This is a genomic window from Acidobacteriaceae bacterium, from assembly GCA_035944135.1.
In the GTDB taxonomy this organism is placed as follows: domain Bacteria; phylum Acidobacteriota; class Terriglobia; order Terriglobales; family Acidobacteriaceae; genus Granulicella.
Genome location: DASZBM010000001.1, coordinates 523,317 through 540,244, shown reverse-complemented (window position 1 = coordinate 540,244; position 16,928 = coordinate 523,317). Strand labels below are relative to the sequence as shown.

The window sequence follows — 16,928 nt, the reverse complement described above, 5'->3', positions numbered from 1 at the left end:
GCGCAAAGTATTAAGAAGATTGGACTTAGGTCTGGACTTTATGTGCAAAGTCTTGGATCTAAAGACTTTACGTGCAAGCTATTTAGAATCATGGGGTTGGCCATGGGGTGGGGTGCGCTCGGATTCGAGTGTGCGGTGCGTTCTGGGAGAGGCATGTTGCACAAAAGAAAAAGCCTGCCGCGACGGAGGTCGCGGCAGGCTGGGTGAGGACCGCGCTTGGAGGCGCGGTCGAGGTTAGAACTCTAAGCGAACCCCGATCTGCAGCACGCGGGCTCCGCCGTTCATCGCAGTCAACTGTCCGAAATTGCTCGGACTCTGGATGTTGTCCGCACTGCCGTTGTTTGATGGAGCCAGGAAGTTCGGGTGGTTTAGCACGTTGAAGGCGTCGCCGCGGAACTGCAGCTTCATCCCCTCACTGGGCCAGAGCGCAAACGACTTGGCGAGGCCGGCGTCGAGGTTGAAGAATGTCGGTCCGCGAAGAGTGTTGCGAGAGCCAATGTTGAAGCCAATCGGCGGCCCAAATGCATTCAACGCATTGTTGGTATTCGAGAACAGGAACAGGCCGCCAGTCTCCTTATGGACGCTGCGCTGAACTGCCGACGAGTCCCCGTCGAAGAGCGCGGGCGCATCGTTCGCGTAACCGGCAATAAATGCGTTGCTCTGCGCGGTAAAGGCCAGTCCGCTATGGGCCCGGACGATGCCGCTCACATCCCATCCTCCCAACAGCTCCTCGAGTCCGAGCGGCATGTGGGTTGCGAAGGACCGTCCGCGCCCAAAGGGCAGAGAGTAGGTCGAGTATCCGTTGAAGGTATGGGTGATGTCGAAGTCAGAGTTGCCGCGGCAGAGACGCGGACGCAGCGCATCGCAGATGAACCCGTATCCGCCGTAGGCGGCCGAGTTGGCGATCAGCGAGACGTTGTCCAATGAATGTGCCCAAGTGTAGTTGGCCTCGAACTGCAGTCCGTGCTTGACGTTCTGGTGCAGCGTGACTAGCAGGCCGTTGTAGCTGGAAAAGCCCTTGTTCGTGTAGAAGGTGTTTTCAGAGAATTGCGCCCCCATGCCGACGTTGTACGGCAGCACGCCGGAGAGTCCCTGGATACTGTCGGCAAAGTCGCCGATCTGCAGCAGGGAGCCGATCGCCTGGTCAGCGACCAAGGAGGTGTAGTTGGGATAAACCGTGCTCCCAACCGTGAGGCTGCCGATGTTTGGTCCAACAAGATCCTCGATCCACGGCTGTGCGGTCAGGTTCGCGGTATTTGCACCGGCGCGGATCTGCAGCTCCATATTCGTGATTGCCTGCGACATGAGCTGTCCAGATGCCTTGTCCGAGAAGTCCACAAGCTGGTTTGAGTCAGCCTGGCCCAGCAGACGCCGGCCAAGACGGCTGGCCCAGCTTACGCGCAACAGCGTCGAGGTGGGGAACTCGTGTTGCATGCCGAAGCTGAACTCGATGGAGTAGGGTGTCTTCAGCGTCGGATCGACCATTTCGTTGAAGGCCCCACCGTTCTGCAGGCCGTAGGGAATGCCGTTCGAAACATACGGCGTGAACGGCGGCTTCGGCGTTGATGGAATGCTGATGGCTGGCGGCGCATCGAAGCGCGCGTCGTTCGCGATGGAGCCCACGACATTCGTCGAGACACCGTAGCTTTGGGTGATTGGCTGCGAGAACAGGTACGAGAATTGGTCCTGCTGGTATTGGACTGCGTTCACGATGGTGCGGTCGAAGACGATTCCGGCGCTTCCGCTGAAGACCGTCTTGGAGTCAAAACCGGGGTTCCAGGCAAAGGCAAACCGCGGTGCGTAGTCCTTCCAGTCCGGGGCATAGTAGCCGGGACCGTTATTAGCCTTGCCTCCCAGCACGTAGCTGAGGAACGGCACCGACGTGGGCCCGCTGATGCCGGCCGCACTCTGCTTCACGCGATCGGCGAAGTAGGTGTCGAAGGGCATCGTCTGGACAGTTTCGAGACCGTTGGTCTCATAAGGAACGGAGAAGTACTGCCAGTTCAATCCGTAGGTTAAGGTCAGGTGCGGTGTGACCTTCCAGCTGTCCGAGGCATATAGCATCGGCTGGTAGTACTGATACGACCGGCGCGAGCCCGTTGCAAATGGCAAGGGGTTGCCGGCCGAGTCGTAGTTGACCTTGCCGGAGATGGAGCCCACCCGACCCAGCGCCGCAGTGAACGCGCTGTCATATAAGGTGTTTGCAGTTGAGGAACCGGGCAGGAGGTTTGAGGGGCGGAGGCTGCTGTTCAGACCCAACACGTGGCCGCCCAGCCCGATGTCGAAGGAGTTGATATCCAGAACGGTGTTGTCGGTGGCGTGGATCCACTTGAAAGTGCCGCCCAAGGTGATCGAGTGGCGTCCCAAATTCCAGGTGAAGTTGTCTGTGACCTGCGGGATGGGGACGTGCCGCGCCTGCGAGTTCGACGGGCTGGCATAGGGCGCCGTGAACGGCGTCGTCGTTCCGGTAGCAAAGGTGATCTGGCTCGTCCCGAGAGGATTGGACGGGCGGGGGAATGAGTAGTCCTGCACGGTCGCGCCGTAGCTGACCTGGTTGAACTTCCTGGCGCTGATCTGCCAGTCCATTCCGCCGACGTATGCGTAGCTGCGGTCAACAAACTGCGCCGCCGGTGGGTCGCCAGGGAACTGAGGTGCGCTATTTACTTGATTTTCACGAGCCGCCTGTCCGCGGCCCCACAGCCGGATTTTCGAGGTCAGGTTGTAGTCCACGCGACCGACATACACCGTGGTGAAGGTCGGGGTCGGGGCGTTGAACCGGAAGTAACCGGAGTTGACGCCGTCGCCGCCGGTCAGGTCGTTGGGGTCGGGATAGCGCGAGTCGATGATCTTGAAGAGAGCGGGACTTTCGCCGACACCGGCTGGATCCATCGCCTTGACCTGCGCCGGAGTGAGAAAGCTGATGCAGTTTGGTGTGGTGTTTTGACGGCTGCTCCTGGTGCAACCAGTATTGTTATTGATGTAGCCAATGTTGCCCTGCTTGTAGGAAGGCAGGGGCACCGTGCGCGCGACGGCCGCGTCCTGCGCGACGCGGTTGTCGACGAAGTCGAAGAAGAAGAACAGCTTGTCGTGCTTGATGGGACCGCCCACGCTGCCCCCGAACTGGTTCTGCACCAGCTTTGGAGCGCGAATCCCGGCCAGGTTATTGAACCAATCATTGGCAGTCGTCGAGTTGTCGCGGTGATACTCGCTCGCGTTCCCGTGCCAGTGGTTCGTTCCGCTCTTCGTGACCAGTTGGAACTGGCCGCCGCCCCCCTGTCCACTGGTGGCTGTGAATCCGCCGACTGTGCCGCGAAACTCCTGCACAGAATCAACCGGAGCATCGCCTGTAATCGCTCCGAAGTTGCCTGTCGCGAAGTCGTTCACATCGAGGCCGTCAACCGTCACGTCAGCGCCCTGATCGACGCGCGAGCCGAGCACCGAGCCATTGGCGGCACTTGAGCCGTCGCTGGTCACGCCGGGCTGGAGGGTAAAGAGTACGGCCGGGGACAGTCGATTCTGCACGGGAAGACTATTCAGCGACTCCACCTGGACGTTGTCGCCGATGGTCGCGTCTTCGGTGTTGAGCGTGACTCCCTCGCCCGCCGAAACCTCGATGTCCGTGGTGACAGCGCCTGCCGACAGCTTCGCATTCTGGCTGTTCGCAATGCCGACGTTTACGTAGAAGCTCTTGACGGTGTATTGCGCGAAACCGGGCTGCGTGAAGCTGAGCACATAGTTCGGCCCGGGCGGCACGTTGTCAAAGCGATACGAACCTGCACCGTTGGTGACCGTTTTAAGGTGCACGCTGGTGGTGGGGTTGGAAAGATCCACGGCCGCGCCGGGAATGACCGCGCCGGTTTGGTCGGTAACGACACCTGTCAGTACAGCTCTGTCTTGAGCGTGGAGGAAGGCTGCAGTACAGGCGAAAAGCAGAAAGAGGAAGGCGAGCTTCGAGAATGAACGTCTCATCGTCGTAGGAGGTTCTCCTGGAAATGCCACTCCGGTGCGCAGGGAGGCCGACAGGAACGAACCCTCCGACGTCACACTTGGAGCTGGGGCAATAGCTTTCGTGCAATTGAGAAGCCAAAGCGAATAGTTGTTGAAAACAGGGAAGTTGGCGGGTCCGCGGGGCTGAGAAACCTTCCGGTTTTTGAGAGCTATCTATGGATTACGAGATACCCTTGCGCGAGGTGGGTGTGCGAGATAGGGTGGACTCGGTTAGGATTTGTGGCAAGGAGTTGAGAGCATGACGTCGCAGCACGAGAAGACAGGTTTGATTGCTTGGGTGGACCGTTACTGGTATTGGCTGGTGATTGCGTTTGGCGTCGCGTGCATGCTGGGGATCGACTTCTGGCATCCGCTTCTGGGCGGGTAAGGCAGGGTCCCCCCTCCCCCAATAAATTGCGCAAAATCCTCAAAGAAGAGAACTTAGGGGCGCACCTGAGGTGTCGGGGTGTGTCCGAAAATGGGAATGCCCGGCGGGTGCCGGGCATTCGTGTTCCTGTTTCAAGTGAGAGTTTGTCAAGTCGATGCCGAGTAAGTCTATGGCGTGCCTGAGATAGCGCTGCCTTGGAGGATGTAGAGCGTTCCGGGGGATACGGTTGTGTAGTTGGTGCCGGTCGTGACGAACACGATGCCATTGCTGCCCCAGCGCGCCATTTGCATAGGAGCGCCGAGGACATCGGGGATGGTAATGGAGTTGAGCAGAGCGTAGGTGTTGAGGTCGTAGACGTTGAGCGTGTAGCTGATGGCGCCTTGTCCTGACCCGCTGTTACCGCTGGTATTGGTGAGGATAAAGATCCGTTTGAGCGTGTCGTCGGGCACCAGAAGATCACCCGACCCTGCGGCGAGTTTTGCGACCTGTGCGGGACCAGCGGGATTCGTGATTACGCCGGAATCGCTGTAGAGCAGACCGGTGCCGGAGTCGTAGTGGAGGTGAAGGCCGAGGCCGCCGGTGTTCAACTGTCCTGTGAGAGTGACGCCGGAGGGTGAGACGGAAAATCCATCGAGGGTCTGTGGTTCGAAGATTTCGGATTGACCGTAGAGGGTTGTGGCATCTGCGCCCCAGGCGAAGCTGGTGATGAAGGCCTGGGAGGTGAAGTAGCCAGGTCTCGGGGTGGCGTTGTCGTAGATATCGAAACCAGCTGACGCCTCTAATCCGTTGGGACAACCCTCGCCGACCGCGATGGTCTGTGGTTTGCCGGGAGCGACTTTGAGGCTGACTGCAAATGTGCAGGTCTCGCTGAGACCTACCAGGTTCGAAGGGGCGTGGCCACCTGATGGGAAGGTTAGATCCAGCGCGAAGGATGGCAACGTGTAGCGCTGAATGATTGCCTGATCAAAGAAACCGGAGTAGAGATACTGGTCGTCGTCGGAGATGGCGATAGAGCTTGGACCCTGTGCGACGGGGACGGTCTGTTGAAGGGCGGACTTGCTCGGGTCGATGACGGCGATGCTGTTGGCGTAGACGGGATCGTTGGATGGGACTGCGACGTAGAGCAAGTTGTGCGTGTTATCCCAGACGAGGTCCTGACCGGAGATGTCGAGCACGCTGATTTGCGCGGTCGTACCGAGATTCGGGAGCACGGTGAAGGCGAGCGAACCGGAACTGCCGGTGCCTGGCCCGTTGGTGACGCTTATTCCACTGGCGGCCGCACTGGCGAGCGATGCCGCCGGGATCGTGACGACGAGTTGAGTGTCGGAGACGGAGTTGATGAGAAGCGTTTGATTGTTCCAGGTGACTTCGGACGCCTGCGTGAAGTCGCGGCCCGTCAAGGTGACCTGAACGTCGGGGCTGCCCGCAGTTACAGCGGCGGGACTGAGCGAGGTGAGTGTGGGCGATGGCGCCAAGTAGCCACCGACGGCAGAGGAGATGCCGGTAGAGGCAACGAATGAGCCGTCGATGATGTAGATCTGCGAGCCGGCGATCGCAAGCCCGCTTGATCCCCAACGCACCATTGCGGAGCCATAGCCGAGTCCGTAGACAGCCATCGAGTTGAGGTAGCTGAGATGATCGAGATCAAACGCCGAGATAGAGATTTGAGTTGAGCCGCTTAGAGAGGAACTCGTCAGGAAGAACGCCTTTCGCTGAGTGAGGTCGAGCGCAAAGGGTTGATCGCTGAGCGGTCCCCCAGAACCCCTTGATTGGAATCGGCCGACCTGCTGACCCGTAGCGGCACTCGCGACGAGACCATCGCCGTCGATCAGGTTAGCGGTTTTTGTATCGAAGGCAAGGTGTTGGGACGCGTCCAAAACGTCCGGCTGATTGGAGAGCAAAGTTACGCCGTTCGCGTCGACAGCGAAGGTGTCTTTATCTCCTTGAGGAGAGATTTCGGGGTTCGTGCCGTAAAGCGTGGTAGCGTCGGCGCCCCAGATTATGTCGTCGTAATAGTTGGGATAGGCGCCCGGGTAGGCAATGTTGGGGCGCGGTACGCCGTCGTCATAGACGACAACGCCGCCGATCGAGCCATACACACTTGTGGTGCTGGAGTGGCGAGTGACCGCGACGGTATGCGGATGTCCCGGTGCGGCGACGACGTGATTTGACAAGTAGAACTTGCCGTTCGAATCGTTGCCAAGCGAGAAGGTGATATCGGGCGTGAGCGAAGGAAGGGTGAAGCGCTCGACCTGTCCGGTGGATGGGAGAGTGACGTAGACATAGCTGCCGTCGTCGGTGACGGTAATACCCGCTGGCGAACTGGGCAGGGGTTGCGTGGTAACGATTGTGCCTTGGAGTGGGTCGATGGTGACAAGGTTGTTGGGGGTGTTCGTAACGGACCAGCCGCTTGAAGCAACGAGCAGGTTGTGAGCTGAGTCCCAACCGAGATCGTTAGCGGTGAGATTGACGGTGCGGACGCGGTTGTCTGCGCTGATGACGTGGAGAGTTTGAGCGGTGGAGGTGCCGCCGCCGGGAGTGGGGTTGGCGATGGTGACGCTCACATTGCCGACGCTGGAGACGGCGCTGGCGGGAACGAAGACGGCAGCGCTGGTGGCGGTGGGATAGGAAGCTTGCGATGCCTGCACGCCATTAACGAGGACTGTGGCGGATTGAACGAAGTTGGTTCCAGTGAGCGTGAGGACGAAGTTAGGTGCACCGGCAGTGACCGTACCGGGCGAGATGCTGTTGAGTACTGGAACCGGATTGACGACCTGAAATGTGAGGCTGTTCGAGTTGAACCCCGATATGGGGTCGCGGACGTAGATGTTGAGATTGCCGGTGCTGGTGAAGTATTGCGGTGAGATGGTGAACTGAAGGGAGGTTGCCGAGACGTATGTCGTCGGCGCTACCAAGGAGTTCAGAATTACGACGTCGGAGGATGTGAAGTAGCTGCCGGAGATGGTCACGGTAACGGGTGAGGGAGAACCGACGAGGGCGGACGCCGGCGAGAGCGAGCTAAGCTTGGCAGCCGGCTGTTTGAGTGTGACGGAGACGGCTTGCGAGGCGCCGCCGCCGGGCGTTGGATTGCTGACCGAGAGGCTCAGGGTGCCGACCGGAGCGAGCGTGGCGGCGGGAACGACGGCAGTGAGCTGGGTGCCGTTGACGAAGGTGGTCGTGAGCGCGGTGGTCCCGGCCATGACCACAGAGGAGGAGTTGAAGTTTGTGCCGGTGAGGGTGAAGGTGGTGTCGCCGGCGCCGGCGTAGAGTGCGGTGGGGCTGACGGCGGTGAGAGTCGGCGCAGGGTTGTCGACAGAGACCTGCGTGGATCCGGCGTTGGAAGTGGATGCCTGGCCGTCTGGGTTGGAGACAGTGATGTTGGCGACGATGCCGGTGGCGGCGAGAGTTGCGGGGACTGCGGCATTGAGCGAGCTGGCGCTGTTGTAGGTGGTCGCGAGCGCGGTGGAGTTCCAGTTGACGACTGCCTGTGACTGAAAGTTGCTACCGGTGACGGCGAGGGTGAAGCCAGAGGAGCCGACCGGGACAGTTGTCGGCGATACGTTCGCGACGATAGGCGCGGGCGCACGCGATGTGGTGCCACCCCCTGAGCCGCCAGAGCAACCTGAGATGAAAGCGAAAGTGATTGCAGCAAGAAGGTACTGCAGAGCCCGGAGGCTGGCAGAGGGAAGGGTCCGTCGCGTCATCATAGGTGGCCGAGTGTCTCGGGTACTCTACCGGATGCGGACGCCCGGGCAAAGAACAAAGCTCCACTGAGTTGTCGCTGAGGTCACGTTACGCGGAGGGCTAACGGAGTTTGGGGTAGCGGAAGCAGGTGGTGAGGTGGTCGTTGATCATGCCGACGGCCTGCATGTGGGCGTAGAGGATGGTTGAGCCAACGAAGTTGAAGCCGCGCTGCTTGAGGTCCTTGCTGAAGGCGTCGGACTCGGGGGAAGTCGCGGGGATCTGTTGGGTGGACTTCCAGTGGTTGAGTTTTGGCTTGCCGTCGACGAAGCGCCAGCAATAGGTGTCGAAGGTGCCGAATTCTTGCTGGACTTTGAGGAAGGCGCGGGCGTTGCGCACGGCGGATTCGATCTTGAGGCGGTTGCGGATGATGCCGGGATCGAGGATGAGTTTTTCGATGCGCGAGGGGGTGAAGCGCGCGACCTTTTCGGGGTCGAAGTCGGCGAAGGCGCGGCGGTAGTTTTCGCGTTTGCGGAGGATGGTGGTCCAGCTGAGGCCGGCCTGGGCGCCTTCGAGGATGAGGAACTCGAAGTGGGTGCGGTCGTCGTGGACGGGGACGCCCCATTCGCGGTCGTGGTAGGCGAGCATGAGTGGGTCGTCGGCGCGGACCCAGGCGCAGCGGGTTTTGGCGGGACTGTCGTGCACGGAGACGTTTCTGTGGACTGCAAAGTCTGCTGGCAGTTTAGAGCAAGGTGCTTTGACGCAAAGGACGCAAAGGAGCGCGAAGGTTCGCCACGGCATAGTTGAAGATGCCGAGCGATGGCGCTCAGCGGCGGTGCGCTTTCGCGGAGGGGAGCGGAGGTGGGTAGGCCGGCTTGGGCTTGGGGGCCTTGTAGATCGCAGGTTCGGGCTCGGTATAGGGCTCGTGGGTGCGGTGCTGCGCGACGGCTTCGGCGATGGCGTATTTCAGCTTGTCGATGCCTTCGCCGGTAACGGCGCTGATGGTGTAGAAGGGCAGCTTACGGCGAGTGGCGAAGGCTTTCAGCCTTTTGAGCTTGTCAGGGTTGGCGACGTCGGCTTTGGTGGCGACGAGGATGGTGGGCTTGGCGGCGAGGGCGGGGTCGAAGGCTTTGAGCTCGGCGGTGATGGTCTTGAAGTCCTCGACGGGGTCGGGGCGCGCGCTGCCTTCGATGGCATCCGAGGCATCGGAGACGTCGACGAGATGGACCAGGACGCTGGTGCGTTCGATGTGGCGGAGGAACTGGGTTCCGAGACCGGCGCCCTGGCTGGCGCCTTCGATGAGGCCGGGCATGTCGGCGACGGTGAAGGATTGCTCGTAGGGCGGGTCGCCGACCTGGACGACGCCGAGGTTGGGCTCGAGGGTAGTGAAGGCGTAGTTGGCGATTTTGGGGCGGGCGGCGGAGAGGCGCGAGATGAGCGTGGATTTGCCGACGTTGGGGAAGCCGACGAGGCCGGCGTCGGCGAGGAGACGGAGCTCGAGGCGGTAGTTGCGGGCTTCGCCGGGGCGGCCGAGCTCGTGCTCGCGCGGGGCCTGGTGCGTGCTGGTGGCGAAGTGCTGGTTGCCGCGACCGCCGCGGCCGCCGCGGGCGATGACGATCTCTTCGTTGGGACGGGTGAAGTCGTGGATCAGCTCGCCGGTGTCTTCGTCGTAGAGCAGGGTGCCGACGGGGACGTTGAGGACGGTGGGCTCGCCGGTGGTGCCGGACATGTTGGAGCCGAGGCCGTGGCCGCCGCGCTGGGACTTCCACTCGGGGTTGTAGCGGAAGTGGATGAGGGTGTTGTGGGAGAGCGAGGAGCGCATGAGGATGTCGCCGCCGTGGCCACCGTCGCCACCGGAGGGGCCGCCTCGGGGGACGAACTTTTCGCGGCGGAAGGCCATGCAGCCATTGCCGCCGTCGCCGGCTTTGATTCGGATGTGTGCTTCGTCGATGAACATCGGGGGTGCTGGTCCTCAGGCGATTGATTCTGAGGCTGTTGGTCAGACTCAACCATGAGTTTAGCGGAGGGAAGAGTGGGCGGCTTCGGCGGCCCTGAAGAGTTGAAAAGTGCTGTTTTGGTAACGGAGGAGACAAACTGTGGATTAGGAGGGACATAACCGGCGATTTGGGGCGACGAAGATGGATTTGTCGTCATTTTTTAATGTTCAGGTGTATGCGGCGTTGCTACACTTGCAGCCATCGAAAGCCAAACTGCGCCCGGACGTGGAAAAGGCATTGCGCCGGGACGCAAACGATTGACGAGCCAGGGCGAGTACAGGTGCCCCGGTCAAAGCTCCGTAGCTTTCACAGAGCTGACCGAAACGGCGAACTTTTAGGAGACGGTATGAGACGCAATATGACGCTGAGCAGGCTGAGCCTGCTCTGTTCCGCATTTTTACTTACGGCAGGCGCGGCGCTCGCACAGACGCAGACGCAGGGCGCGATTACCGGAACCGTGGAAGATGCGACGGGTGCGGTAGTGCCGAAGGCGACGGTCGTGGTGCACAACGACGCGACGAACGCCGACACGACGCTGACCGCAGACGATAAGGGATACTTCAACGCTCCGCTGTTGCAGCCGGGCGAATACAAGGTGACGGTCAACGCGACCGGGTTCAGCGCATTCGTGCAGGACCATGTGGTTGTTCAGGTGAGCCAGTCGACGGAACTGCGTCCACATCTGGCGCTGGGCGGCGAGACGCAAACGGTGGAAGTGACGGCGGTGACGCCGGAGCTGAACTTCGAGTCGCCGCAGTTCTCGAGCAACGTGCCGACCGCGGCGATTACGAACCTGCCGGCGAACAACCGCCGGTGGTCGAGCCTGGCGATGATGACGCCGGGCGTGGTGTCGGATTCGAACGGCTATGGACTGGTTTCGATCCGCGGTGTGAGCCCGCTGATGAACAACGTGCTGATTGACGGCGCGGATGACAACCAGGCGTTCTTCTCAGAAGAGCGCGGCAGAACACGTGAGGCGTACTCGACCTCTGAGGACGCGGTGCGCGAGTTCTCGGTGAATACGGGCGTGTTTCCGGCGGAGTTCGGACGCGCAGCCGGCGGCGTGATCAACTCGGTGACGAAGAGCGGCGGCAACCAGTTGCACGGCGAGGCGTACTTCTATGACCGCGAGAGCAACTGGGCGGCGTACACGCCACTGGTCACGAACGCGGTGCTGAACCCGACGACGGGAACCTACTCGAATGTTCCGCTGAAGCCGAAGGACCTGCGCAAGATCTGGGGCTTCTCGGCGGGCGGATCTCTGATCAAGGACCGGCTGTTCTGGTACTACACCTACGACCAGCACCACCATCTCTTTCCTGGCGTTGGACGTCCTGCAAACCCGACGACGTTCTTCACGCTACCGGAGACGAATCTGGCGACGGGCGAAACCTGCGATCTGAATACAGGGTTGCTCTACACGGGAACGCTGGCGAGCCCGACGGTGAGCACGAACACGCAGAACGAGATGGCCTGCGTGCTGGCGGCGCGCCTGAAGCTGGGGAGCTACGCGGCGGGATCGTCAACCTATGCATCGCAGCTGGCGAGCGTGGCGGGAACGCTGGGCAACGTGCCGCGTATCGGCGATCAGGAGATCAACACGCCGAAGCTGGACTTCCAGATCAATTCGAAGAACCGCGTGTCGCTGCTGTATCACCGGTTGCGCTGGGATTCGCCGGGCGGCGTGCAGACGTCGGCGACGGCGACGTACTCGCGTGATGCGTTCGGCAATGACTTTGTGAAGCTGGACTACGGTGTGGCGAGACTGGACAGCCAGATCACGAACAAGATCTCGAACGAGCTGGGATATCAGTACAGCCGCGAGCTCGATTACGAGACGCAGCAGCCGCTGACGCCGTACACGCAGCAGAACCTGGTGAGCAACGGCAATATCAACTATGTGAACCTGGCGACTTCGAGCGGGTTCAACCTGGGGTCGCCTTACTACTCCTACCGTCTTGCATATCCTGATGAGCGCAAGTGGCAGGTGTTCGACACGGCGTACTGGGTGAAGGGGAACCACACGTTCAAGGCCGGTGTTGACGTGCTGCACAACTATGACCTGCTGAATAACACGTACGAGTCGAACGGCGATTACAGCTACTCGTACATCGGCAACTACTTCGCGGATGTTTACGCGGAACAGAACCACCTGGCGAACGCCGGCTGCGCTACGGGTGCGCCGCAGGTTGCAAGCTACAACTCCAAGACCGGAGCGGTGAGCTCGGCGGTCGGCAGCCTGCCCTGCTACACGTCGTACTTCCAGGGTTACGGCAATCCGCTGTTCGACATCTTCACGACGGACTACGGTGTGTTTGCGCAGGACGACTGGAAGCTGACGCCGCGGTTGACCGTTGAGCTGGGCGTGCGCTGGGACTACGAGGCGCTGCCGAACCCGAGCAGCACGCTGACCGTGGCCAGCGGATCGTACACACCGTTTCCGGGTGTGACGAACCGTCCGAGCGACAAGAACAACTTTGGACCGCGGCTTGGCTTCGCGTATGACCTGTTCGGTAATGGCAAGTCGGTTCTGCGCGGAGGATACGGCATCTACTACGGGCGCGTGCTGAACGGGACGATTGAAAATATCTTCCTGAACACGGGCAGCCCGCTGGGCCAGTACACGACAACCTTCAAGCCGACGACGGCGGGGGCACCGACGTTCCCGGCACTGAGCACGACCAGCGGATCAGCGCCGGCGGCTCCGAGCGTGTACTTCTTTGCGAACAACTTCCAGAATCCGCAGGTGCATGAGTTCGACCTGATTCTGCAGCAGGACCTGGGACAGAGCGCGGTGCTGAGCGTGAGCTACCTGGGCGGGCTGGGACGCGAGCTGCCGAACTTCATCGACCTGAACCTGAACCCGACGACCTCGCTGGCGACGATTACCTTCACTGGCGGCGGTCCGATTCCAAACGGCACGTCGGTCCAGATCCCGACGTACACGGGGTATGGAAACACGGCGCTGTTTGGACCGCAGGCGACGAAGTTCCAGGCGATCACGGAAGCAGTGAGCAACGTGAACTCGAGCTACAACGCGCTGGTATGGGAAGTGAAGACGCGCAACCTGCATGGGTTGGAGGCGGATGCAAACTACACCTGGTCGCACGCTCTGGATTATGCCCAGAACGCGCTGACGCAGGGTGGTGGCAACGACGTCTACGATCCGTATGGGTCGATGCGGACCAACTACGGGAACTCAAACTACAACGTGCCGAACCGGTTTGTGGCGTACGCGCTTTACAACTTCCCGAACCTGAAGGGTGGAAACTGGGCGAAGTACATTGCAAATCAGTGGTCGATCAACGACGACTTCCAGATGCAGAGCGGTCTGCCGTACTCGGTCTCGCTGAGCGGCTACAACTCGAATAACGCGATTCTCTCGGGCAGTCTGAATGGGGCGGGAGGACAGTCGTTCATTCCCAGCAATGTTTTGCCGGGGTTCGGCATTGGACGCAATACGTTGAAGAACAAGCGGCCGATCGTGGATGACATCCGTGTGGTGAAGGGGATTCCGTTCACGGAGCGTTACAGCCTGCAGCTTCGCGCGGACTTGTTCAACGTGGCCAACCATGAGAACGTCGGCGGAATCGGCAGCACGGCGTACATCTTCAACGACACCGGGGCGCTGACCAGCACGGCGGCTTATCAGCCGACGACGTTTGGTGTTCCGACCAGCATCAACTCGAGCGGCTTTACGTTTACGCCGCGCGAGATCCAGATCTCGGCGCGCCTCTCGTTCTAAGAGGAAGGCCGATCAACCTGAGAGGGCGGTGGCTTCGGCTGCCGCCCTTTCTGCTTGCGGAGGAGGCGATTTTCAGCGCAGGATTTCGTGTGTAGGAGTGGGGTCCGCGCGCGAGGGAGGCGCGGGAAGCATGGTCTTCGGAGCGCACGTGGTGGTTTACAGCAGGGATGCGGAGGCGGACCGGGCGTTTCTGCGAGATGTACTGGGATTTGCGGCGGTCGACGCGGGGCACGGATGGCTGATCCTGGCGCTGCCACCGGCGGAGGTTGCGGTGCATCCGGCGGAGGCGAATGGGAGGCACGAGCTGTACCTGATGTGCCACGATCTGCCGGCGGAGATTCGGGCGCTGGAGGGGAAGGGTGTTCGGTGCGGAGAGGTGAGAGAGGAACGGTGGGGGTCGGTGACGAGTGTGCCGCTGCCGGGCGGAGGTGAGTTGGGGATGTATCAGCCGCGACATGCGACGGCGGTGGGACGGGGCGGCAGTTGATTCCGGGCGGGATTCTGGGGTAAACTCAATAAGTTCGGCGAAGTGGCTGGGCTTCCTGTCTTTTGAGGGGATGGCTGGCTGCTGAGGCTGTTCCGGCGTGGACGCAACCTGAAGATTCTGAAGGGTTGGCAGCACGGCCCGGAGCTGGCGTGGCAAACGCTTCCTGATACAGGCTTATCGAGCGAGATTTTCTGGGTGACGCGTGTGCGTGGCCCGCGAGAGGTTGAAGTTATGTACGCAGTCATTCGTACCGGCGGCAAGCAGTACCGCGTAGCTCCCGGCGACACGCTGAGGATTGAGAAGAGCGAGCACAATGGGACGCTCGAGTTCTCGGACGTGCTGGCGGTGAGCGGCGAAGAGGGCAAGTTTGAGCAGGAGCTGGGCGGCGCGAAGGTGCTGGCCGAGGTCGTGGGCGAAGGCCGCGGCGAGAAGATCCTGGTCTTCCACTACAAGCGGAAGAAGCAGTACAAGAAGCTGCAGGGCCACCGCCAGAGTTTCGTTGAGGTGAAGATCAACGAGATTCAGGTGAATGGGAAGAGCTTCAAGGCTGAGAAGTAAGAGATCAGAGAAGAGAGATCAGAGATCGGGAGCGGATGCTCCGGCGGTCTCACGATGAGGCAGAGCGATGGCACATAAAAAAGGTCTTGGAAGCAGTAAGAATGGGCGCGATTCAAACGCGCAGCGGCTGGGCGTGAAGCGCTTTGGCGGCGAGACGGTGACGGGCGGATCGATCCTGGTGCGGCAGCGTGGAACACCGCTGAAGCCGGGCAAGAACGTCGGGCGCGGAAGCGATGACACGCTGTTTGCGAAGATCGATGGCATCGTGAAGTTTCAGAATCGCGGCCAGCATGGGCGGTTCGTGTCGATCGAGCCGGTCGCGCAGTAAGTTCGTTCGTTATAAGGATTGAAAGCCCCGCTTCGGCGGGGCTTTCGTGCGTTTGGGCGTAGTTGCGCGGGAGGAAAGACTCTGACGCAAAGGGCGCGAAGGGAACGCTAAGGGACGCTACGGCGATGGGGTGCGCGGGAAAGAGGGCGAGAGCGCTTTAGGATGGTGTTCCGGAGATGAGTACGTCATGGACCAGACGCTGCAGAGGACGATAGCCGTTTTGGAGCGGACGCCGGCGGTGTTGGCCGCGCTGCTGCGTGGGTTGCCGGAGGAGTGGACGCGCACGAACGAGGGTGAGGGGACGTGGAGTGCGTTCGATGTCGTCGTACACCTGATCAACTGCGAGAAGACCGATTGGGTGCCGCGGGCGCGGACGATTCTGGAATCGAAGGATGGCGAGGTGCGGGAGCTGCCGCCATTCGATCGCTGGGGTGGGATTCGTGAGAGCCAGTCGAAGTCGATGGGCGAAGTGTTGGATGATTTTGCGCGACTGCGGAGAGAGAATCTCGCGACAGTGCGCGAGTGGAATTTGAGCGCGGAGCAGATGGCGATGCGCGGTAGGCATCCGGCACTGGGTGAGGTGACGCTCGCGCAGTTGATGGCGACGTGGGCGGCGCACGATCTGAATCATCTGCACCAGATTTCACGGGTGATGGCGCGTCAGTATCGCGAGGCGGTGGGGCCGTGGCGCAAGTACATGGGCGTGATGGTGTGCGAGGGGCACGGCGCGTAGCCGCCGCTAGTCGAGACGTTTGCGTGAGTCTGCTTTGCCGGGGAGCTTGTCGGCGAGGGTGTCGTGCCATCGCCAGAAGGCGTAGATGGTTGCGAAGATGGTGCAGGCTGCGGCCATGTCGGTGGTGACGTAGGCGCCGTGCGCGAGGAGGTTAGGTTCGAAGCAGAAGAGGATGAGCGCGATGAGGCCGGCAGTGAGCGAGAACATCTCGGTTGTGCCGAGGAAGACGAGCAGAGTGGCGATGATGCCGAAGATGGAGGCAAGGAGGCGGGCGCGGAAGATGAGGGTGTTGGCGCTGTAGCGGCCGCCGTTGGAAGGACCGTTGCGATAGAGGAGCTCGCGGCCGTCTACTTTGGGGCTATTCGTCGAGAGGCCACGATTTGCGGTCGATGGTGAAGATGTCGGTGGTGCGGCAGTAGCCGCCGGCACCGTGCATGCGGCCGATGAGGCGGAGTTTGTGGGGGTCGATGTAGAGGCGCTCGAGGTTGGCGAAGGCGTCGGTGCGGACGTGCGCGTAGAGGATGCGCGCGAGGGCGATGATGCTGGAACCGCCGGGTTCGATGAGCTGGAAGAGACGGCACTCGAAGCCGACGGGCGAGGCGGCGATGCGCGGGACATCGATGAGGGTGGAAGGTGCGAGATCGAGGCCGGCGAGGCGGGTTTCGTCGGTGCCGCGCGGCGCGTTGGTGGCGGTGATGTTCATCTCGGGCGCGAGCTCTTCGGGGACCATGTTGATGACGAAATCGTTATGAGCGCGGATGTTGGCCAGCGTGTCCTTGCCTTCGCGGTCGGGTGCGGCGGAGAAGCTGATGGCGACGAGTGGCGGGTCGGCGGAGAGGATGTTGAAGAAGGAGAAGGGCGCGGCATTGAGGGTGCCGGCTGGGTCGCGCGAGACGACCCAGGCGATGGGACGCGGCATGATGACCGAAGCCAGGAGCTTGTAGGCGTCGGGCTTGGGCATGGCGGCGAGGTCGAAGTGGGAGAAGGTATCTGGCATGCGATGGTCTAGAGGAAGAGTATTCCA

12 protein-coding genes are annotated in these 16,928 nt (G+C 61.2%); 6 read left to right on the top strand and 6 right to left on the bottom strand.

From position 1 onward, the window contains the following. Window positions 1-234 precede the first annotated feature (234 nt). Window positions 235-3,969 (bottom strand): carboxypeptidase-like regulatory domain-containing protein, encoded by a 3,735-nt coding sequence (locus VGU25_02065; protein ID HEV2575972.1) that lies wholly within the window; start codon window positions 3,967-3,969, stop codon window positions 235-237. Between the two features lie 277 nt (window positions 3,970-4,246). Here VGU25_02065 and VGU25_02060 point away from each other — a divergent pair, with 277 nt between their 5' ends. Next, window positions 4,247-4,375 carry a hypothetical protein gene (locus tag VGU25_02060; protein ID HEV2575971.1) on the top strand — a complete coding sequence of 43 codons (129 nt, stop codon included), beginning with the start codon at window positions 4,247-4,249 and terminating at the stop codon, window positions 4,373-4,375. 167 nt (window positions 4,376-4,542) lie between these two features. Here VGU25_02060 and VGU25_02055 read toward each other — a convergent pair whose 3' ends face one another. From VGU25_02055 to obgE, 3 genes are all read right to left on the bottom strand, one after another. Next, window positions 4,543-8,082 (bottom strand): IPT/TIG domain-containing protein, encoded by a 3,540-nt coding sequence (locus VGU25_02055; protein HEV2575970.1) that lies wholly within the window; start codon window positions 8,080-8,082, stop codon window positions 4,543-4,545. Between the two features lie 97 nt (window positions 8,083-8,179). Then, window positions 8,180-8,761 carry a DNA-3-methyladenine glycosylase I gene (locus VGU25_02050; protein ID HEV2575969.1) on the bottom strand — a complete coding sequence of 194 codons (582 nt, stop codon included), beginning with the start codon at window positions 8,759-8,761 and terminating at the stop codon, window positions 8,180-8,182. 121 nt (window positions 8,762-8,882) lie between these two features. Further along, the gene (gene obgE / locus VGU25_02045) at window positions 8,883-10,013 is read right to left on the bottom strand and encodes a GTPase ObgE (protein HEV2575968.1); all 1,131 of its coding nucleotides are present in this window, start codon (window positions 10,011-10,013) and stop codon (window positions 8,883-8,885) included. Window positions 10,014-10,399: 386 nt separating this feature from the next. Between obgE and VGU25_02040 the strand changes: the two genes are divergently transcribed. From VGU25_02040 to VGU25_02020, 5 genes are all read left to right on the top strand, one after another. Beyond that, entirely contained in the window at window positions 10,400-13,798 is a 3,399-nt protein-coding gene (locus VGU25_02040) for a TonB-dependent receptor (protein HEV2575967.1), read from the top strand. A 97-nt stretch (window positions 13,799-13,895) separates the two neighbouring features. Further along, window positions 13,896-14,285: an extradiol dioxygenase gene (locus tag VGU25_02035; protein HEV2575966.1), complete on the top strand. Its 390-nt coding sequence runs from the start codon at window positions 13,896-13,898 to the stop codon at window positions 14,283-14,285. 231 nt (window positions 14,286-14,516) lie between these two features. Further along, window positions 14,517-14,843, top strand: coding sequence for a 50S ribosomal protein L21 (gene rplU, locus VGU25_02030; protein HEV2575965.1), 327 nt, complete (start codon window positions 14,517-14,519; stop codon window positions 14,841-14,843). Between the two features lie 67 nt (window positions 14,844-14,910). After that, window positions 14,911-15,171 (top strand): 50S ribosomal protein L27, encoded by a 261-nt coding sequence (gene rpmA / locus VGU25_02025; GenBank protein ID HEV2575964.1) that lies wholly within the window; start codon window positions 14,911-14,913, stop codon window positions 15,169-15,171. A gap of 187 nt (window positions 15,172-15,358) precedes the next feature. Next, window positions 15,359-15,904, top strand: a complete 546-nt coding sequence (locus tag VGU25_02020) for a DinB family protein (GenBank protein ID HEV2575963.1) — start codon at window positions 15,359-15,361, stop codon at window positions 15,902-15,904. 6 nt (window positions 15,905-15,910) lie between these two features. Here the strand turns inward: VGU25_02020 and VGU25_02015 are convergent, their stop codons facing one another. Beyond that, window positions 15,911-16,333 (bottom strand): phospholipid carrier-dependent glycosyltransferase, encoded by a 423-nt coding sequence (locus tag VGU25_02015; protein HEV2575962.1) that lies wholly within the window; start codon window positions 16,331-16,333, stop codon window positions 15,911-15,913. Beyond that, window positions 16,263-16,901: a flavin reductase family protein gene (locus VGU25_02010; protein ID HEV2575961.1), complete on the bottom strand. Its 639-nt coding sequence runs from the start codon at window positions 16,899-16,901 to the stop codon at window positions 16,263-16,265. Before VGU25_02010 ends, VGU25_02015 begins: the two co-directional genes overlap by 71 nt. Between the last annotated feature and the right edge of the window lie 27 nt (window positions 16,902-16,928).

Coding starts and splice junctions, on each gene's coding strand:
- VGU25_02065 (HEV2575972.1), bottom strand. CDS start 3,969: ATGAGACGTTCATTCTCGAAGCTCGCCTTCCTCTTTCTGCTTTTCGCC.
- VGU25_02060 (HEV2575971.1), top strand. CDS start 4,247: ATGACGTCGCAGCACGAGAAGACAGGTTTGATTGCTTGGGTGGACCGT.
- VGU25_02055 (HEV2575970.1), bottom strand. CDS start 8,082: ATGATGACGCGACGGACCCTTCCCTCTGCCAGCCTCCGGGCTCTGCAG.
- obgE (HEV2575968.1), bottom strand. CDS start 10,013: ATGTTCATCGACGAAGCACACATCCGAATCAAAGCCGGCGACGGCGGC.
- VGU25_02040 (HEV2575967.1), top strand. CDS start 10,400: ATGAGACGCAATATGACGCTGAGCAGGCTGAGCCTGCTCTGTTCCGCA.
- rplU (HEV2575965.1), top strand. CDS start 14,517: ATGTACGCAGTCATTCGTACCGGCGGCAAGCAGTACCGCGTAGCTCCC.
- rpmA (HEV2575964.1), top strand. CDS start 14,911: ATGGCACATAAAAAAGGTCTTGGAAGCAGTAAGAATGGGCGCGATTCA.
- VGU25_02020 (HEV2575963.1), top strand. CDS start 15,359: ATGGACCAGACGCTGCAGAGGACGATAGCCGTTTTGGAGCGGACGCCG.
- VGU25_02010 (HEV2575961.1), bottom strand. CDS start 16,901: ATGCCAGATACCTTCTCCCACTTCGACCTCGCCGCCATGCCCAAGCCC.